Source organism: Paraburkholderia sp. D1E, from assembly GCF_052682275.1.
The window spans coordinates 2,510,773-2,525,412 of sequence record NZ_JBQYMB010000001.1 but is presented as its reverse complement, the minus strand read 5'-3'; the positions used below and the strand labels follow the sequence as shown (position 1 = coordinate 2,525,412).

The 14,640-nt window shown below is 58.6% G+C and carries 17 protein-coding genes; 10 read left to right on the top strand and 7 right to left on the bottom strand.

The genetic code is table 11. The features are described 5' to 3' along the window. Positions 1–6 precede the first annotated feature (6 nt). Positions 7–894 (bottom strand): HalD/BesD family halogenase, encoded by an 888-nt coding sequence (locus tag ACUN0E_RS11450; RefSeq protein WP_445566638.1) that lies wholly within the window; start codon positions 892–894, stop codon positions 7–9. Between the two features lie 121 nt (positions 895–1,015). Here ACUN0E_RS11450 and ACUN0E_RS11445 point away from each other — a divergent pair, with 121 nt between their 5' ends. Both ACUN0E_RS11445 and ACUN0E_RS11440 read left to right on the top strand, forming a co-directional pair. Then, a complete protein-coding gene (locus tag ACUN0E_RS11445) occupies positions 1,016–1,930 on the top strand; it encodes a LysR substrate-binding domain-containing protein (RefSeq protein WP_445566637.1) in 915 nt (304 codons plus the stop codon). Between the two features lie 269 nt (positions 1,931–2,199). Then, positions 2,200–3,749, top strand: a protein-coding gene (locus ACUN0E_RS11440) for an IS3 family transposase (RefSeq protein ID WP_445566636.1) whose coding sequence is annotated in 2 segments (ribosomal slippage) — positions 2,200–2,674 and positions 2,674–3,749 — 1,551 coding nt in all. Because the reading frame shifts where the segments join, the coding sequence is not laid out codon by codon here. A gap of 359 nt (positions 3,750–4,108) precedes the next feature. On the opposite strand, the gene ACUN0E_RS11435 is transcribed toward ACUN0E_RS11440, so the two are convergent. Further along, positions 4,109–5,122, bottom strand: a complete 1,014-nt coding sequence (locus ACUN0E_RS11435) for an IS110 family transposase (RefSeq protein ID WP_445565288.1) — start codon at positions 5,120–5,122, stop codon at positions 4,109–4,111. A 205-nt stretch (positions 5,123–5,327) separates the two neighbouring features. On the opposite strand from ACUN0E_RS11435, the gene ACUN0E_RS11430 reads away from it, so the two are divergent. The 7 genes from ACUN0E_RS11430 (at position 5,328) to ACUN0E_RS11400 (ending at position 12,365) form a co-directional block, all read left to right on the top strand. Continuing rightward, positions 5,328–6,281, top strand: a complete 954-nt coding sequence (locus tag ACUN0E_RS11430) for an IS5 family transposase (protein ID WP_445566635.1) — start codon at positions 5,328–5,330, stop codon at positions 6,279–6,281. Positions 6,282–6,557: 276 nt separating this feature from the next. Next, positions 6,558–7,571 (top strand): IS110 family transposase, encoded by a 1,014-nt coding sequence (locus ACUN0E_RS11425; RefSeq protein ID WP_445565288.1) that lies wholly within the window; start codon positions 6,558–6,560, stop codon positions 7,569–7,571. A gap of 689 nt (positions 7,572–8,260) precedes the next feature. After that, on the top strand, positions 8,261–9,403 hold the full coding sequence (locus ACUN0E_RS11420) for a porin (RefSeq protein ID WP_445566634.1): 1,143 nt from the start codon (positions 8,261–8,263) through the stop codon (positions 9,401–9,403). A 149-nt stretch (positions 9,404–9,552) separates the two neighbouring features. Continuing rightward, positions 9,553–10,020: a MarR family winged helix-turn-helix transcriptional regulator gene (locus ACUN0E_RS11415; protein ID WP_445566633.1), complete on the top strand. Its 468-nt coding sequence runs from the start codon at positions 9,553–9,555 to the stop codon at positions 10,018–10,020. Between the two features lie 16 nt (positions 10,021–10,036). Then, positions 10,037–10,600, top strand: a complete 564-nt coding sequence (locus ACUN0E_RS11410) for an isochorismatase family protein (RefSeq protein ID WP_445566632.1) — start codon at positions 10,037–10,039, stop codon at positions 10,598–10,600. A 52-nt stretch (positions 10,601–10,652) separates the two neighbouring features. Then, the gene (locus tag ACUN0E_RS11405; protein ID WP_445566631.1) at positions 10,653–11,993 is read left to right on the top strand and encodes an MFS transporter; all 1,341 of its coding nucleotides are present in this window, start codon (positions 10,653–10,655) and stop codon (positions 11,991–11,993) included. Between the two features lie 132 nt (positions 11,994–12,125). Beyond that, positions 12,126–12,365 (top strand): SymE family type I addiction module toxin, encoded by a 240-nt coding sequence (locus ACUN0E_RS11400; RefSeq protein ID WP_445566630.1) that lies wholly within the window; start codon positions 12,126–12,128, stop codon positions 12,363–12,365. Positions 12,366–12,417: 52 nt separating this feature from the next. Here ACUN0E_RS11400 and ACUN0E_RS11395 read toward each other — a convergent pair whose 3' ends face one another. The 4 genes from ACUN0E_RS11395 to ACUN0E_RS11380 form a co-directional block, all read right to left on the bottom strand. After that, on the bottom strand, positions 12,418–12,777 hold the full coding sequence (locus tag ACUN0E_RS11395; RefSeq protein WP_445566629.1) for a hypothetical protein: 360 nt from the start codon (positions 12,775–12,777) through the stop codon (positions 12,418–12,420). After that, on the bottom strand, positions 12,774–13,271 hold the full coding sequence (locus ACUN0E_RS11390; protein ID WP_445570613.1) for a hypothetical protein: 498 nt from the start codon (positions 13,269–13,271) through the stop codon (positions 12,774–12,776). The genes ACUN0E_RS11395 and ACUN0E_RS11390 overlap by 4 nt, the downstream gene beginning before the upstream one ends. Continuing rightward, positions 13,237–13,350 carry a hypothetical protein gene (locus tag ACUN0E_RS11385; RefSeq protein ID WP_445566628.1) on the bottom strand — a complete coding sequence of 38 codons (114 nt, stop codon included), beginning with the start codon at positions 13,348–13,350 and terminating at the stop codon, positions 13,237–13,239. Before ACUN0E_RS11385 ends, ACUN0E_RS11390 begins: the two co-directional genes overlap by 35 nt. 222 nt (positions 13,351–13,572) lie before the next feature. Next, positions 13,573–13,839 (bottom strand): hypothetical protein, encoded by a 267-nt coding sequence (locus ACUN0E_RS11380; protein WP_408204112.1) that lies wholly within the window; start codon positions 13,837–13,839, stop codon positions 13,573–13,575. A gap of 226 nt (positions 13,840–14,065) precedes the next feature. Between ACUN0E_RS11380 and ACUN0E_RS11375 the strand changes: the two genes are divergently transcribed. Next, positions 14,066–14,380, top strand: coding sequence for a hypothetical protein (locus ACUN0E_RS11375; protein ID WP_445566627.1), 315 nt, complete (start codon positions 14,066–14,068; stop codon positions 14,378–14,380). 62 nt (positions 14,381–14,442) lie between these two features. Here the strand turns inward: ACUN0E_RS11375 and ACUN0E_RS11370 are convergent, their stop codons facing one another. Continuing rightward, positions 14,443–14,640 carry a hypothetical protein gene (locus ACUN0E_RS11370; RefSeq protein ID WP_408204131.1) on the bottom strand — a complete coding sequence of 66 codons (198 nt, stop codon included), beginning with the start codon at positions 14,638–14,640 and terminating at the stop codon, positions 14,443–14,445.

Genomic DNA, 14,640 nt, shown 5'->3' with positions numbered 1-14,640 from the left:
AAAACTTCAATCGACGAGGTTGTCGGCACGCACGAGGCGTTGCTCGGCTTCCAGATGCATTTCGGACACGCGTCCATACAGTTGGCGCGTGCGTTCGAGCCTGCCGATCACACCAGGCTTCTGCGAGTACGCGAAGATCGCTGTGTGCCGGTCGATTCCGCCTTGCACCTGCGTGACGCGGTGCAGTGAAAAACGTCCCTTGAACAGTTGCAGATCGCCGGGCTGCAACGTGATCACGTTGACCGGCGCGCGCGTCTCGCCACGCACCACGCTGCCCACGTCGCCATAGTTCTCGCCCTGGGGCGAACGGATATTCGGGCAATACTCGAAATCGCCGCCCGCTTCCGGCTGTTGCGTCATCATCGAGACGATGAATTCGTTGGTGTCGTAATGCCACGGCTGTTCGGTGCCGGGCGGCATGACGTTCTGAACCAGTCCGGCATAGGGGTCCGCGTATTCCCAAACGCGCGCTTCACCGAGGCAGGCGGCAACGAAGCGTTTCATCGCCTGGGCCACATAGATGCGGTGCACGATCGCGTCGGCGGGGATGACATCGCGGGTGACAAAGCCGCTGGTGCGGTCCATGAAGACGCGGCGCGGATCGTCGGCAGGCAGCGTCGGATCGTCCGCCGTGAAGTAAGCGTTGACCTTACGAATCGAAAAGTAGGTCTTGCCCGCCAGGGCCACGCCTTCGGCCCGCGCCTGGGCCAGCGCCTCGGCCCGCAGGAAGCCGTGCAGCACCGCACTGCCGTTGCCCGCCAGGTGGGCGCGGCAGTTCGCGATCAGTTCGCGCATGCGGGGATGGTCCGGATCGTGCAAGGGATAGCGCCCGGTATCGACGATGTCGCTCAAATCGTTGCATTCGGCATCGGCAAGAGGAAAACTGACTGACACGGAGAGACTCCAGATTAGGGGTTCAGACTGATTTGTGACGCGAATTGTTTTCGACAACAATCACCTCACTGACGCCCCCATGTTTTGATCGCCAAATTTCTTTGGAAAGCGAGTAATTCCGATGGCTTCCATCAGCGGACCCGATTGGTCGAAACTGAGTTCTCTGGACCCCGAACTGGTGCGGGCATTCGTTACCGTGGTTGACAGCGGCGGATTCACCGCGGCGGCCAAACTGCTGCACCGCACCCAGTCGACCATCAGTCTGCGGATCCGCACGCTGGAGGAGCGGTTGGAAACACATATGTTTTTGCGTAGCAGCCGGCGGCTCGCTTTGTCGCGCGATGGCGAGAATTTTCTGATTCACGCCCGGCGCATTATTCAGGTGCAAAACGAGGCGATCGCCGCGCTGAACCGGAGTAATAGCGATGGGGTGATCCGGTTTGGCCTGCCCGAGGACTATGCAGAGTTATGGCTGCCTGAATTGCTCAAGAAGTTTTATGCGCTGAGGCCGGGTGCGCGGCCGCATATTCATTGCCGGATGTCGTTGGAGTTGCTGGAGCGGTTGCAGGCTGGGGAGTTGGATCTGGCTTTAGTGGTGCGGCATGGGTCGCAGACCAGTGGGCGGCATCTCGGGCGTGAGGAAGTAGTGTGGGCCGCGCATCGGGGTTTTGTTCTGGAGGCTGGGGCGCCGGTGCCTCTTGCCTTGTTTCCTGAGACTTGTTGCTATCGGCAGCGGGGGCTTGAAGCGCTTGCCGCGGTTGAGCGGCACTATCAGGTTGTGTATACGAGTCAGAGTCCTACCGGGATCAAGGTTGCGGTTAATCATGGGGCGGCTGTTACGATTATCGATCGGTGTACGTTGCCGGATAACTGGCGGGTGCTTGGGGTTCAGGATGGGTTGCCCGCCTTGCCCGCGGCCGATCTTGAGTTGCATCGGGCTTCTGTTAATCGGGATCCTGCTGTGGATGTGCTTGCGGCTTTGATTGAGGAGATGGTTGTTGAGAGGCGCAATTTGGCGGTTGCTGTTAGCGCTTAGCGGTGCTGCTTGTCTCGTGGGGGTGGTCTTTTCTTGATCTGGCTTTTGGGTCTTTTCTTGATCTGGCTTTTGGGCCTTTCCTTGATCTGGCTTTTGGGCCTTTCCTTGATCTGGCCTTTGGGCCTTTCCTTGATTTGTTATCGGTCTATTAGCGTCGCCCCTGTGCGGGGCAGGCACCTACTTTTCCTTGCCTGCCCTCCATGTCAGGCTAGTTGTCGCCTCACCCGAACCGATTGGTGTAAAGATGGGGGGCGGACAGCGAATGGAAGATGAAACGCTATTCAGCGGAAACCCGGGAATGGGTAATCCAGCAGATGATGCCGCCGTTCAATCGTGCGGTCATCGAGCTGGCGGGGGCGACGGGCATCACCACGGTGACGCTGCGGACCTGGCGGCAGCATGCAAGAGATACAGGGAAATTCATGCCGGGCAATGGCAAAACGGGCGATCAGTGGTCAAGCGCCGGGAAGTTCAGGGCGGTGCTGGAGACGGCGTCGCTCAACGAGATCGAGACCTCACAATACTGCCGCAGTAAAGGCATTTATCCGGAGCAGATCCGGCAGTGGCGCGAGGCGTGCGAGCAGGCCAACGCGGTGCCTGAAACGAAGCCCACGGCGGCCCAGCGCAACGAGGCGAAGGCTGCGCAAAAGCGCATCCGTGAACTCGAGCGCCAGCTCAAACGCGCTGACGCGGCCCGCGCGGAGGCGGCGGCCTTGCTGAATCTGCGAAAAAAAGCCGAAGCGATCTGGGGCAAGGAAGAGGAAGACTGATCAGCCGCCCGGATCGCGATGAAGCCATGCAGTTGATCGATGAAGCTGTACAGCAGGGAGCGCGCCGCTCGCGTGCGTGCGAGCAGTTGGGGCTCAGCGTGCGCAGTGTCCAGCGCTGGCGCCTGTCGCCGCAGGACGGGCGCGCTCAGGTGAAGCGTGCAGCGCCGCCCAACAGGCTGAGTGAGGCAGAACGTCAGGCCGTGCTCGATGCGGCCAACCGTCCGGGCTACGCGAGCCTGACGCCGCACCAGATCGTGCCGAAGCTGGCGGATGAAGGGATTTATCTGGCTTGCGAATCGACGTTCTACCGGATACTGAAAGCAGCAGGACAGGGCCAGCGCCGGGGCCGCGCGCGAGCCCCGCAACGACGCACGCTCACGACGCACTGTGCCGATGGTCCGAACCAGGTGTGGTGCTGGGATATCACGTGGATGCCGGGCACGGTCAGGGGCCGGTACTTCTACTGGTACATGATGAAAGACATCTACAGCCGCAAACTGGTGATGAACGAGGTGTGGGAGCAGGAGTCGGCTGAGCACGCGAGCGAGTTGCTGAACAAGGGATGTTTGCGTGAAGGTATCGCCGGGCGTCCGCTGGTGCTGCACTCGGATAACGGCAGTGCAATGAAAGGCGCCACGATGCGCGCGGCCATGATCGATCTGGGTGTGCAGCCTTCGTTCAGCCGGCCGCGCGTGAGCAACGACAATGCCTTTGCCGAGTCGCTGTTCCGCACGGCGAAGTACTGTCCGTTATGGCCCGAGCAGCCGTTCGACACGCTGGAGGCGGCCCGGGAATGGGTGCAGCGCTTCGTGCAGTGGTACAACGAAGAGCACTGTCACAGCGGCCTGAAGTATGTCAGTCCGGGGCAACGGCATCGCGGCGAAGCCAACGATCTGCTGGCCCGCCGGTGTGCGCTGTACGAAGACGCGCGCAGGCAGAACCCCGCACGCTGGTCAGGTGCCATCCGCAACTGGCACCTGGCAGACTCGGTCTATCTGAACCCGGAGCGAACTCACGCGTCGGCCAAAATGTATAAGCACGCAGCGTAACGGTTCATGCGACAACTACCTTGACACACACCGCCTGCTGCAAAGAAAAGTAAGCAAAAGAAAGCAGCTCACACCGCTAGGGAAGGTCTTATGTGGACGCCTCCCGGATTGCAAACAGTTTTGCGATGTTGACTGGCAGGTTTAGGCAGCACGCTTATGTCCGGCCCGTTTGCGCAGGTCGTTATTTGCCTGCAGGCCCTAATGGAATTCGCTGGCGAGGTCCTCATCTGCATATCGAACACAATGGTTCATCTTCCCTATCGGGTTTTCCTCGCCCCGGTCCAACCTGTTAGCCATCATGCAGCACGTGCTTGCGCTCCTTGGGGAAGTTGTGAATGTTGTAAATCGATAAACCGAAGCTAGGCGGTAGCGGGCGGCGATGCTTGATATTTCTCCGGTCGCGCCAGCACCGCCCAGATGGTTCTTGCTAACTTGTTGGCGACAGCGGCAACCGCTACGTTAAATGGCCTACGCTTGAGCAAACCATCAACCCAAGCCGATCGTTTGCCTTGGATGATCACCGAGCGGGCACCGTGCATCAATAGCGTGCGTAAATAAGTGTCGCCGCGCTTGCTCAGACCCATCTGCCGGACCCGTCCGCCGGTGCCGGATTGTCGCGGCACGAGCCCCAGCCATGCGGCGAACTCGCGGCCGGATTTGAACGTGCGTACGTCGCCTATAGCTGCGACGGTCGCTGTTGCAGTCAAAAGCCCAACACCAGGGATATCGGCAACCTTCTGACAGTCCGGGTTGTGGCGAAACAGGCTGCCAAGGCGCCGCTCCAGAACGGCCATTTCTCGATCGGTGTCCTGAGCGCGAGCCCATTGTTCCCTCAGGCTGTCGATTAGCATGGCGGGCAAACGTTCAGCGGCGCGTGCAAGCGCGGCGGGGAATGCTTTGCTGAAGGCCCGATAGCTTTCGGGCAACACTTCTCCGAATTCGTACAGCAAGCCACGCAATGCGTTCGTTTGCATGATGCGAAACTTCATCAGTTGAGCTCGCAAACGATGTATCGCCAGAACTGTTTGCTGAGCTTCGCTTTTGACCGCTACGAATCGTGCCTCTGGCTGTTGAGCAGCGGTGCAGATTGCCCGCGCGTCGGCCGCATCAGTTTTGTTCCGCAGTACAAAGGGTCGTACAGAGCGTGCAGATATGAGCTTCGCTTCATGCCCAAGGGCTTGCAATCGTCTCGCCCAGTCGTGGGCACTTCCGCAGGCTTCCATCACGACAATCGAGGGTGCACGTTTCGCAAAGAACTCGAGCACTTGCGCGCGCTTGAGTTTGAATCGTTCAACTTGGCCGCTCTGCGGATCGAGCGCGTGAAGTTGAAATACTTGCTTGGCGATGTCCATCCCGATGATCGTGAGTTTCATTTCAGATTCTCCTTGAAGAACGGTTGACGAGCATCCTCACTTTCGCACATTCGGGCGACCGCGAGTTCTACTTTCCGCACTCGCTTCGCCATCTCCACGACGGCCCGTTTCCGGGGGGAGGCGTCCATACCATCTGCAAAAGTCCTGGCGTTGACGTGTGTGTGGACTATCCTGGAAGAAGGATAGTTAATCAGGGAGAGTCTTGATGGCGCAACTGGGTCTTGGTCTGGATCTGTCAACGAAACGCACGCGTAAGCGGGAATTTCTCGAAGAGATGAGGTGCGTGGTGCCGTGGTCGAAGCTGATTGCGTTGATCGAGCCGCACTACCCGAAGGGTAAGACGGGACGCCCGCCCTTTCCGATTGCCACGATGCTGCAGATCCATTTCATGCAGCAGTGGTTCGGACTGTCGGACCCGGCGATGGAAGAGGCGCTCTATGACATGCCGCTGTACCGCGAGTTTGCGGGACTGGATGGCGGCATGACGCGGTTGCCGGACGAAAGTACGATTCTGCGGTTTCGCCACCTGCTCGAAGCACACGGTCTGGCTGTGCAGATGTTTGCGCTGGTCAATGAGATTCTGATCGACAGGGGATTGATGCTCAAGGCAGGATCAGTCGTTGACGCGACCCTGATTTCAGCACCCACTTCGACGAAGAATACGTCGGGTGAGCGAGACCCGGAAATGCACCAGACACAGAAAGGCCGTAGCTGGTACTTCGGGATGAAAGCGCATATCGGCGTGGACGCGCAGTCGGGCCTGGTTCACACGGTTGTCGGCACAGCGGCCAACATGGCCGACATCAATGAGGCTCAGTCGCTGTTGCATGGCGAAGAAACGGATGTGTACGCTGATGCCGGCTATCAGGGTATTCATAAGCGCTGCGATGAGGATTCAGCGCGCTGGCATGTTGCGATGAGGCCATCCAGACGAAAGCAGCTGGATCTGAATGACCGTCTGGACGCAATATTCGATCAGATTGAGCGTCTTAAAGCTGGAATCCGGGCCAAGGTTGAGCATCCATTCCGCGTGCTGAAGCAGCAGTTTGGCTATACAAAGACCCGATACCGGGGCCTGGCGAAAAACACGGCCCAGATCACAACACTGTTCGCGCTGGGCAACCTGTGGATGGCGCGTAAGCAATTGCTCAAAGCGTAAAACACGAAGGCGTAGATGCCATGTGCGTTGCAAATGCGAGTCGCCCTGGCCGATCAGAATCTGCGATCAAGATCCCTGCATGTTTGCAGTGTAAATGCGCCACGCGCTGCAAACAGCCGACGCACAGAAAACGGGTTGTGCAGATGGTATGGACGCCTCCCCCCGGAAACGGGCCGTCGTGGAGATGGCGAAGCGAGTGCGGAAAGTAGAACTCGCGGTCGCCCGAATGTGCGAAAGTGAGGATGCTCGTCAACCGTTCTTCAAGGAGAATCTGAAATGAAACTCACGATCATCGGGATGGACATCGCCAAGCAAGTATTTCAACTTCACGCGCTCGATCCGCAGAGCGGCCAAGTTGAACGATTCAAACTCAAGCGCGCGCAAGTGCTCGAGTTCTTTGCGAAACGTGCACCCTCGATTGTCGTGATGGAAGCCTGCGGAAGTGCCCACGACTGGGCGAGACGATTGCAAGCCCTTGGGCATGAAGCGAAGCTCATATCTGCACGCTCTGTACGACCCTTTGTACTGCGGAACAAAACTGATGCGGCCGACGCGCGGGCAATCTGCACCGCTGCTCAACAGCCAGAGGCACGATTCGTAGCGGTCAAAAGCGAAGCTCAGCAAACAGTTCTGGCGATACATCGTTTGCGAGCTCAACTGATGAAGTTTCGCATCATGCAAACGAACGCATTGCGTGGCTTGCTGTACGAATTCGGAGAAGTGTTGCCCGAAAGCTATCGGGCCTTCAGCAAAGCATTCCCCGCCGCGCTTGCACGCGCCGCTGAACGTTTGCCCGCCATGCTAATCGACAGCCTGAGGGAACAATGGGCTCGCGCTCAGGACACCGATCGAGAAATGGCCGTTCTGGAGCGGCGCCTTGGCAGCCTGTTTCGCCACAACCCGGACTGTCAGAAGGTTGCCGATATCCCTGGTGTTGGGCTTTTGACTGCAACAGCGACCGTCGCAGCTATAGGCGACGTACGCACGTTCAAATCCGGCCGCGAGTTCGCCGCATGGCTGGGGCTCGTGCCGCGACAATCCGGCACCGGCGGACGGGTCCGGCAGATGGGTCTGAGCAAGCGCGGCGACACTTATTTACGCACGCTATTGATGCACGGTGCCCGCTCGGTGATCATCCAAGGCAAACGATCGGCTTGGGTTGATGGTTTGCTCAAGCGTAGGCCATTTAACGTAGCGGTTGCCGCTGTCGCCAACAAGTTAGCAAGAACCATCTGGGCGGTGCTGGCGCGACCGGAGAAATATCAAGCATCGCCGCCCGCTACCGCCTAGCTTCGGTTTATCGATTTACAACATTCACAACTTCCCCAAGGAGCGCAAGCACGTGCTGCATGATGGCTAACAGGTTGGACCGGGGCGAGGAAAACCCGATAGGGAAGATGAACCATTGTGTTCGATATGCAGATGAGGACCTCGCCAGCGAATTCCATTAGGGCCTGCAGGCAAATAACGACCTGCGCAAACGGGCCGGACATAAGCGTGCTGCCTAAACCTGCCAGTCAACATCGCAAAACTGTTTGCAATCCGGGAGGCGTCCACATAAGACCTTCCCTAGCTCGTAAGCGGGTCCCTCGCACAGTCGCGGTAGTGGTGCATCTGGAATCCGTGCTCTCGCACATTCCGCCCTGGTGACAAGGCAGTCATGCCTCCGGCGGCGCTGCGCGCGCCGACCCGTAATTCTTAAAACCATCTGTCTCAGTTCTTCCCCTCTCGACTCATTTCACTGCTCCGCTCTTCATCTCGTCTCATCTCATCTCGTCTTGTCTCTCCTCGCTTCGCGCGCTCTCTCCCCGCCTCGTCAAGTCATTCGGATAGCAAACGTTCCGTGATTCGGCTGGCGACTCTCCAGCGCTTGCTCCATCGGCGTTTCCGATTGATCCCATCAGAATTCCTCGCTTTGCAAAAAGTATTGGCCGGAAAATCATGCGTCGGCCACTTGCCCAAACCATTCTGGATATCTTATGAAAAAGAAAGTCATCGCCCTCGCCCTGCTCGGCGCCACGTCCCCCGCTTTCGCACAGAGCAGCGTGACGCTATACGGGGTCATCGATGAAGGTGTCGACTACACCAATAACGTCGGACACGGTAGCGTCGTGGAGCTCGCAAGCGGCTACGCACAAGGCAGCCGCTGGGGCATGAAAGGCTCGGAAGATCTCGGCGGTGGCCTCAAAGCAATCTTTCAACTCGAAAACGGCTTCGATCTGAATTCCGGCCGGCTCAATCAGGGCGGCCGCATGTTCGGCAGGCAAGCCTATGTGGGTCTGAGCAGCGACCGCTTCGGCACCGTTACGCTAGGCCGTCAATACGATTCGGTGGTCGACTATCTCGCGCAGACCACCGCCAACGGCAATTGGGCCGGCTATCTGTTTGCGCATCCGTACGACAACGACAACACCGATAATTCGTTCCGCGTCGATAGCACCATCAAATACGCTAGCCCGGATATCTCGGGGTTCCAGTTCGGTGGCACGTACAGCTTCAGCAACGATACGAATTTCGCCAACAACCGTCAGTACAGCTTCGGTGCTCAGTACGCAAACGGCGGTCTGCTGGTCGCAGCGGCCTATTTGCAAGCAAATAATCCCGGCGTCGGTTCGAACGGTGCAATCACCGCGAACGATGCAAGCTTCATCGCTGGACGTATGCGCGTGTTCGGCGGCGGGATCAACTACACGTTCGGCTCGGCGACTGTCGGCTTCGCGTATACCAACTCGAACTACAAGGATCCCATCGGTAACGGCTATATCGGTATCCCGCTCGCTGCAAACGGCGTCCTGCTGAATACGCTGAAATACCAGAACTTCGAAGTGAACGGCAAATACCAGATCACACCTGCGCTCTTCGTTGGCGCACAGTATGTCTACACGATGGAGACTTACGACGCCTCGACAGGCAGCGTAAAACCCAAGATCCACTCCGTCGGCCTGATGGCGGACTACAACCTGTCAAAACGCACGGACGTCTACATCCAGGGCGAGTATCAGAAGGTCGCCGGCAGTTCGACCAACTCGATTCTCGATGACGCATTCGTCCCAGGCACGCAGTCTCCTTCGTCGACGCAGAATCAGGTCGTGGCTCGCGTGGCGCTTCGCCATAAATTCTAGAAGGCGCGTCGCCACGCGCCAACTCAACTCAATCATTCAAGCCAGACACGGAATGCGCGGCTCATCTTGCATTCCGCTGTCAATCCAGTCAACTTGACTCCCGGCAGATGTGAAGGTAACCTACGAAGGTAACCTTCACATCTGCCGGTATGTCCAGCAACGACACTCAGCCCACACGCTCCTCCTCCGATTCCGACGCCCTGCACGCAACGGCGGGAGACTTGCGCGTACTTGTCGGCAAGCTGCGCCGCCGGTTGCGCGAAGAAGCGCACGTGGGCGATTTCACGCCGTCGCAGGTGCAGGTTCTGATCCTGCTGGAGCGCGAAGGTCCGGCAACGGTCACAACGCTCGCGCGCATCCACGGTATGCGTCCGCAATCCATGGGCGAGACGCTTTCGATTCTGAAAGCTGCCGGGCTCGTGAGTGGCGCACCGGATCCGAACGACGGGCGGAAAACTGTTCTCTCCCTCACGCCCACCTTCCGCAAGCAGATCAAGGCAAGCCGCGCGGCACGCGAAGACTGGCTGTTCCGTACGATGCAGACCCGCTTCTCCGCCGCCGAACAGAAACAGCTCGCGATCGGCGTCGACTTGCTCAAGCGCCTTATCGACTCGTAACCTCCAGGAAAACACCATGGCCCTCACTACGCTCGACGCAAAGACTGCATTGGTCGTCATCGATTTGCAGCAAGGCATCGTCGCACTGCCCACCGCCCACCCCACCGCGGAGGTCGTCAAGCGCTCCGTTGGTCTGGCCGATGCATTTCGTCGCCACGGTCTGCCGGTGGTGCTCGTCAACGTGGCGGGCGGCGCGCCAGGCCGCGCGGAGCAGTCGCGTCCTGCCGGTGACTTCCCCGCCGGCTTTGCAGACCTCGTTCCCGAACTGAACCAGCAGCCGTCGGATCATCTGGTGACCAAGCGCACCTGGGGCGCGTTCACGAACACCGACCTCGAAGCGTATCTGCGCAAACAAGACGTCACGCAGGTGGTACTGGTCGGCGTGGCCACCAGCATCGGCGTCGAGTCCACCGCGCGTTTCGCACAGGAACTCGGCTTCAACGTTACGTTCGCGATCGACGCGATGACGGACATGAACCTGGACGCTCACACCAACAGCATCGCGCGAATCTTCCCGCGCCTCGGCGAGACCGGCACGACGCAAGACGTCCTCGACCTGCTCGAAAAATCGCGCGCATGAGCACTCGCTTGAACCGCTGCGCGGCGCGGATCGACCACACGGGGATGTCCCGGTGAGTGGCACATTCCGTTCGTTGCGCACGTTCAACTACCGGGTCTGGGCCAGCGGCGCGATCGTCTCCAACGTCGGGACATGGATGCAGCGCACGGCGCAGGACTGGCTCGTACTTACGGAACTCACGCATCACAATGCAACATCAGTAGGCATTGTGATGTCGCTGCAGTTCGGGCCGCAAATGCTCCTGCTGCCCCTAACCGGTTATGCGGCCGACCATTTCGACCGCCGCAAGCTGCTGTTCGCCACCCAGGGGGCGATGGGCACGTTGGCGTTATGCCTCGGGATTCTCACCGTGACCGGCCTCGTGCAGTTATGGCAGGTCTATGTGTTTGCGGGCTTGCTCGGCTGTGTCACCGCGTTCGATTCACCGGCGCGTCAGACCTTTGTCTCCGATCTGGTGAAAGAAGCCGATCTGTCGAACGCGGTCGCGCTGAATTCCACCTCGTTCAACTCGGCACGCATGATCGGGCCTGCTGTCGCGGGGCTGTTGATCGCCTCAGTGGGCACGGGCTGGGTGTTTCTGATCAACGGCCTCTCCTTCGTCGCCGTGCTCGGTTCGCTGCGCATGCTGCGCATCAGCGAACTGAATCTGAAGCCGCGTGCGACACGCACGCGCGGCAGCTTCGTGGAAGGCTTCAAGTATGTTTGGACGCGTCCCGATCTGAAGGCCGCACTGTTGATGATGTTTCTGATCGGCACCTTCGGGCTGAACTTCCCGATCTTCATTTCGACCATGTCGGTTACCGCCTTTCATGCGGGCGCGAGTCAATACGGCGTGCTGAGCTCGACCATGGCAATCGGCTCTGTCACCGGTGCGCTGCTCGCCGCACGCAGGGCGAAACCTCGCATGGCTCTTCTGCTCGGCGCGGCGGCGGTTTTCGGCGTGGGTTGCACGATTGCCGCGCTAATGCCGAACTATGTATTGTTCGGCCTGGCACTCGTCGTGGTTGGCGTGGCGACGCAGACGTTCAACACGTCGACAAACAGCCTCGTGCAAATCTCCACCGAGCCGGCCATGCGTGGCCGGGTCATCGCGATCCTGCTGGCCATCGCGCTCGGCGGCACGCCGCTCGGCGCGCCGGTGGTGGGTTGGGTCGCGGATCGTTTCGGCCCGCGTTGGGCACTCGGCGTCGGCGCTGCATCGGGCTTCGCCGCGGCGGTCGTCGGCTTGATGTATCTGGTCAAGTATCGTCAGTTGCGCGTGTATGTCGAGTCGGGCTGGTTGCGCTACAGCATCGACAGCCCGCGTCAGGCGCCGCTCTACGTCAGCCCCGCAACCGCTGTGCAGAATGCCGTGCTGAGCGAAGCGGAAGAGGATTCGTCCGCTGGTGTTTAAGGGCCGCGGCGCGAAGCGCGGCAAACGGCATACGGGACGACAATGAGGTGGTTTGCTGCCCTCCCCTTGTAAGACGTTAGCGGAGGACCTTCCTCCATCTTACTGACAGCATGGCTCATGATTCGAGCCTTCATGACACACTGGCTAACGCCGGTTATGAAAAACGTCCGCGTCACCGCACGGTTTGTCACCATCCAGGAGGCCTTGCGATATCAGAAACTGGCACGCCTGCCCTTTCATAGCCGCAAGGAACCGCCCCTCCTTCCACGGATGAAGCTCTCCGGACGCTGGATCGAGACCGCCGGTTTCGAACCCGGACAGCGCGTGCGTATCACCGTCGAGCACCAGCGACTTATCATTACCCCAGCTTAAAAGACGAAGGGCCGCGTCAGCGGCCCTTCGTTGTTCGTCAACGGCACACCATCTACGGCACCAACAATTCATCAAGAAGCGTCTTCGCTCTCGCATAATCCAATGGTTGAGTCAACGTCGGATTTGCAAGCTCATAGAGAACATCTCCAATTTCGCGCACAGAGTCAGCCTCGAACTGAATATCTTCTCGCCCTTCGATTTGATTTGCCCAAGACTCGATTTCAAAGCCAGAGAATTCGCCTCGAAGATATCGTTGCAATGCCATCGACAAATGCTTCTTCGTCAGCTTGACACCAGCCCCTTCGTAATCCCAGTCAAACACGGCGAGCTGTGCCATGATTTTTTCAAGTGGCCGGGACAACTCCAACAAATCACGCACTACCGCGAGCCGATCCATTCCGCTTGAAGTCATGGGAATACCCCTCCGTCGATCTTGTCCTTCACGTGGATGATATTGCCAGCTGGATCATATGTCGTCTTTGTGTACTGGATCGTTTTCCCAGTGGAATCTATCTGTTTCTCATAAACATCAGACAACCCCGGAACGCGACCGGGCGACGTAGCCTGCGCCGCAACACGCTCATTTGGAAGAGACCTTAGTCCGACGCTGTCTTTTGCATTTGCAGGTAGCTTCTGCGTAAACCGCTCAACGTTCTTAAGTTGTGTCGCAGTTAGCCCTACCTCTTTTGCCCCCGCCGCTACCCCCTTGGCAAGTGACCCTCCGATCATTGGTACATCGCTATTGGCAATTTCGTTAGCGAGTAATCCAAGGGCAAGGAACGGCAATAGCGGCCCCATTGCAACCTGCGCACCACTACCAAAGCCTGCTGGAGTATAGGCGAATGCTGTTCCTGACAGTCCCGCTAATCCGCTAGAATCCGTGAAATTCACCGGATTGTTCTTCACATACGCATACAGGTTCAGATCTGTCCGTCGTACCGATGGGGTCTGTCTGCAAGAACCTTCCCAGCGCCGGCGAGTACATCCGCGCCTTGTAATAGTACAGCCCCAGTTCTGTTCGCCTTGACGCGAACTTCCCTCACACGGGACGCTTTCCCTTATGCAGCAAGGCTTCCCGCCCATCACATGCATCGTCACAGGGAATTTTTCCAGACGCGATTTTCCATTACTTCGCATCTCGAAACAAGTTGTTCCTGCGGCTCGTTACGCAGTAACACGGACGTCACCAGCGTTACCGCGTAACGCGTCACATATCCAGCCTGAGCCGTCCAGCGTAGTAATCGGCCTGCCCTTTGGGTAACTTCCCTGCCCGTTTGAGCGCCACCTCTTCGGCCTGCACCAGCAGCCGCTCCAGCATCGCCCTTTGCGTTACGCCGTAACACGCAGCCACCCGTTCCAGCGCACGCTTCGCATGCAGATCAATCACCAGGCCCAGCCGCTCGCCCTTGCCGTTCTCGTCCTTCAGATGCCGCTCCCGATACGCCGCCTGCCGTTCCGCACTACTCATTGCCATGAAGCCTCCTTCTCATCGTTACGCAGTAACACCAGCATGCCAGGTGTTACTGCGTAACGACACCTGGCCGGATGGATAACGTGACACTCGCCCGCCGGGTTTGACGGCGCCCGATCCTCAAGAATCAGGTAGCCGGTGCAATAGCTCGCGTGACCGAGAACGAGAAGCCTACGCATAGGCCACGCAGCGAACAGAAGAGACCACACTGGTAAACGAAGCGCGGGCGATGAGTGCTACCAACACTCACCGCCCGCTGATCACCACCAGCTCAATGGGAGAGTTGACGATGACTAGGCACGATCTTAAAGCACAACCCCGCAAGACCCGTAAACCTCGTCAGCGCGAGTACGAGCATTGCAGCGGCATCCTGCGAAACACCCCTGATCCTGGGCCCACGCAACCAGACGGACAGCCCTATTTCCCGTGGATGCAGATCGCCGACCACTGGCTCGCCACAGCCGGCTTCAAACCCGGTGAGCGCGTCAGCTTCAGTATCGACTACCGCTACGCACGACTTACCATCATGCCCGATCACGGATGACCGAATGACTAAGGACCGCTCGCGCGGCCCCTGGGCATTCACGTCAACTTCACAATCGGCTTCTATTCGCCGCAGAACATCAAGAGGCATCGCCCGTCAGTTTTTGTTACCAAACTGATGGGTTTTCGAGTGTCGCCGTAGTCAATTGAGATTTGCACCTCTATATCCTGGTCATCAAACGATTGAAGCTCTTTAATCAGATCGCGAATTGATTTTCCGCGATATACCCACTCCGGATATTTAGGTTCGTCGGTCGGCAT

Excerpts from the sequence above, each read along its gene's own strand:
- ACUN0E_RS11445 (WP_445566637.1), top strand. The coding sequence starts at position 1,016 with ATGGCTTCCATCAGCGGACCCGATTGGTCGAAACTGAGTTCTCTGGAC.
- ACUN0E_RS11435 (WP_445565288.1), bottom strand. The coding sequence starts at position 5,122 with ATGAAACTCACGATCATCGGGATGGACATCGCCAAGCAAGTATTTCAA.
- ACUN0E_RS11430 (WP_445566635.1), top strand. The coding sequence starts at position 5,328 with ATGGCGCAACTGGGTCTTGGTCTGGATCTGTCAACGAAACGCACGCGT.
- ACUN0E_RS11425 (WP_445565288.1), top strand. The coding sequence starts at position 6,558 with ATGAAACTCACGATCATCGGGATGGACATCGCCAAGCAAGTATTTCAA.
- ACUN0E_RS11420 (WP_445566634.1), top strand. The coding sequence starts at position 8,261 with ATGAAAAAGAAAGTCATCGCCCTCGCCCTGCTCGGCGCCACGTCCCCC.
- ACUN0E_RS11415 (WP_445566633.1), top strand. The coding sequence starts at position 9,553 with ATGTCCAGCAACGACACTCAGCCCACACGCTCCTCCTCCGATTCCGAC.
- ACUN0E_RS11410 (WP_445566632.1), top strand. The coding sequence starts at position 10,037 with ATGGCCCTCACTACGCTCGACGCAAAGACTGCATTGGTCGTCATCGAT.
- ACUN0E_RS11400 (WP_445566630.1), top strand. The coding sequence starts at position 12,126 with ATGACACACTGGCTAACGCCGGTTATGAAAAACGTCCGCGTCACCGCA.
- ACUN0E_RS11395 (WP_445566629.1), bottom strand. The coding sequence starts at position 12,777 with ATGACTTCAAGCGGAATGGATCGGCTCGCGGTAGTGCGTGATTTGTTG.
- ACUN0E_RS11385 (WP_445566628.1), bottom strand. The coding sequence starts at position 13,350 with ATGTACTCGCCGGCGCTGGGAAGGTTCTTGCAGACAGACCCCATCGGT.
- ACUN0E_RS11380 (WP_408204112.1), bottom strand. The coding sequence starts at position 13,839 with ATGGCAATGAGTAGTGCGGAACGGCAGGCGGCGTATCGGGAGCGGCAT.
- ACUN0E_RS11375 (WP_445566627.1), top strand. The coding sequence starts at position 14,066 with ATGAGTGCTACCAACACTCACCGCCCGCTGATCACCACCAGCTCAATG.
- ACUN0E_RS11370 (WP_408204131.1), bottom strand. The coding sequence starts at position 14,640 with ATGCCGACCGACGAACCTAAATATCCGGAGTGGGTATATCGCGGAAAA.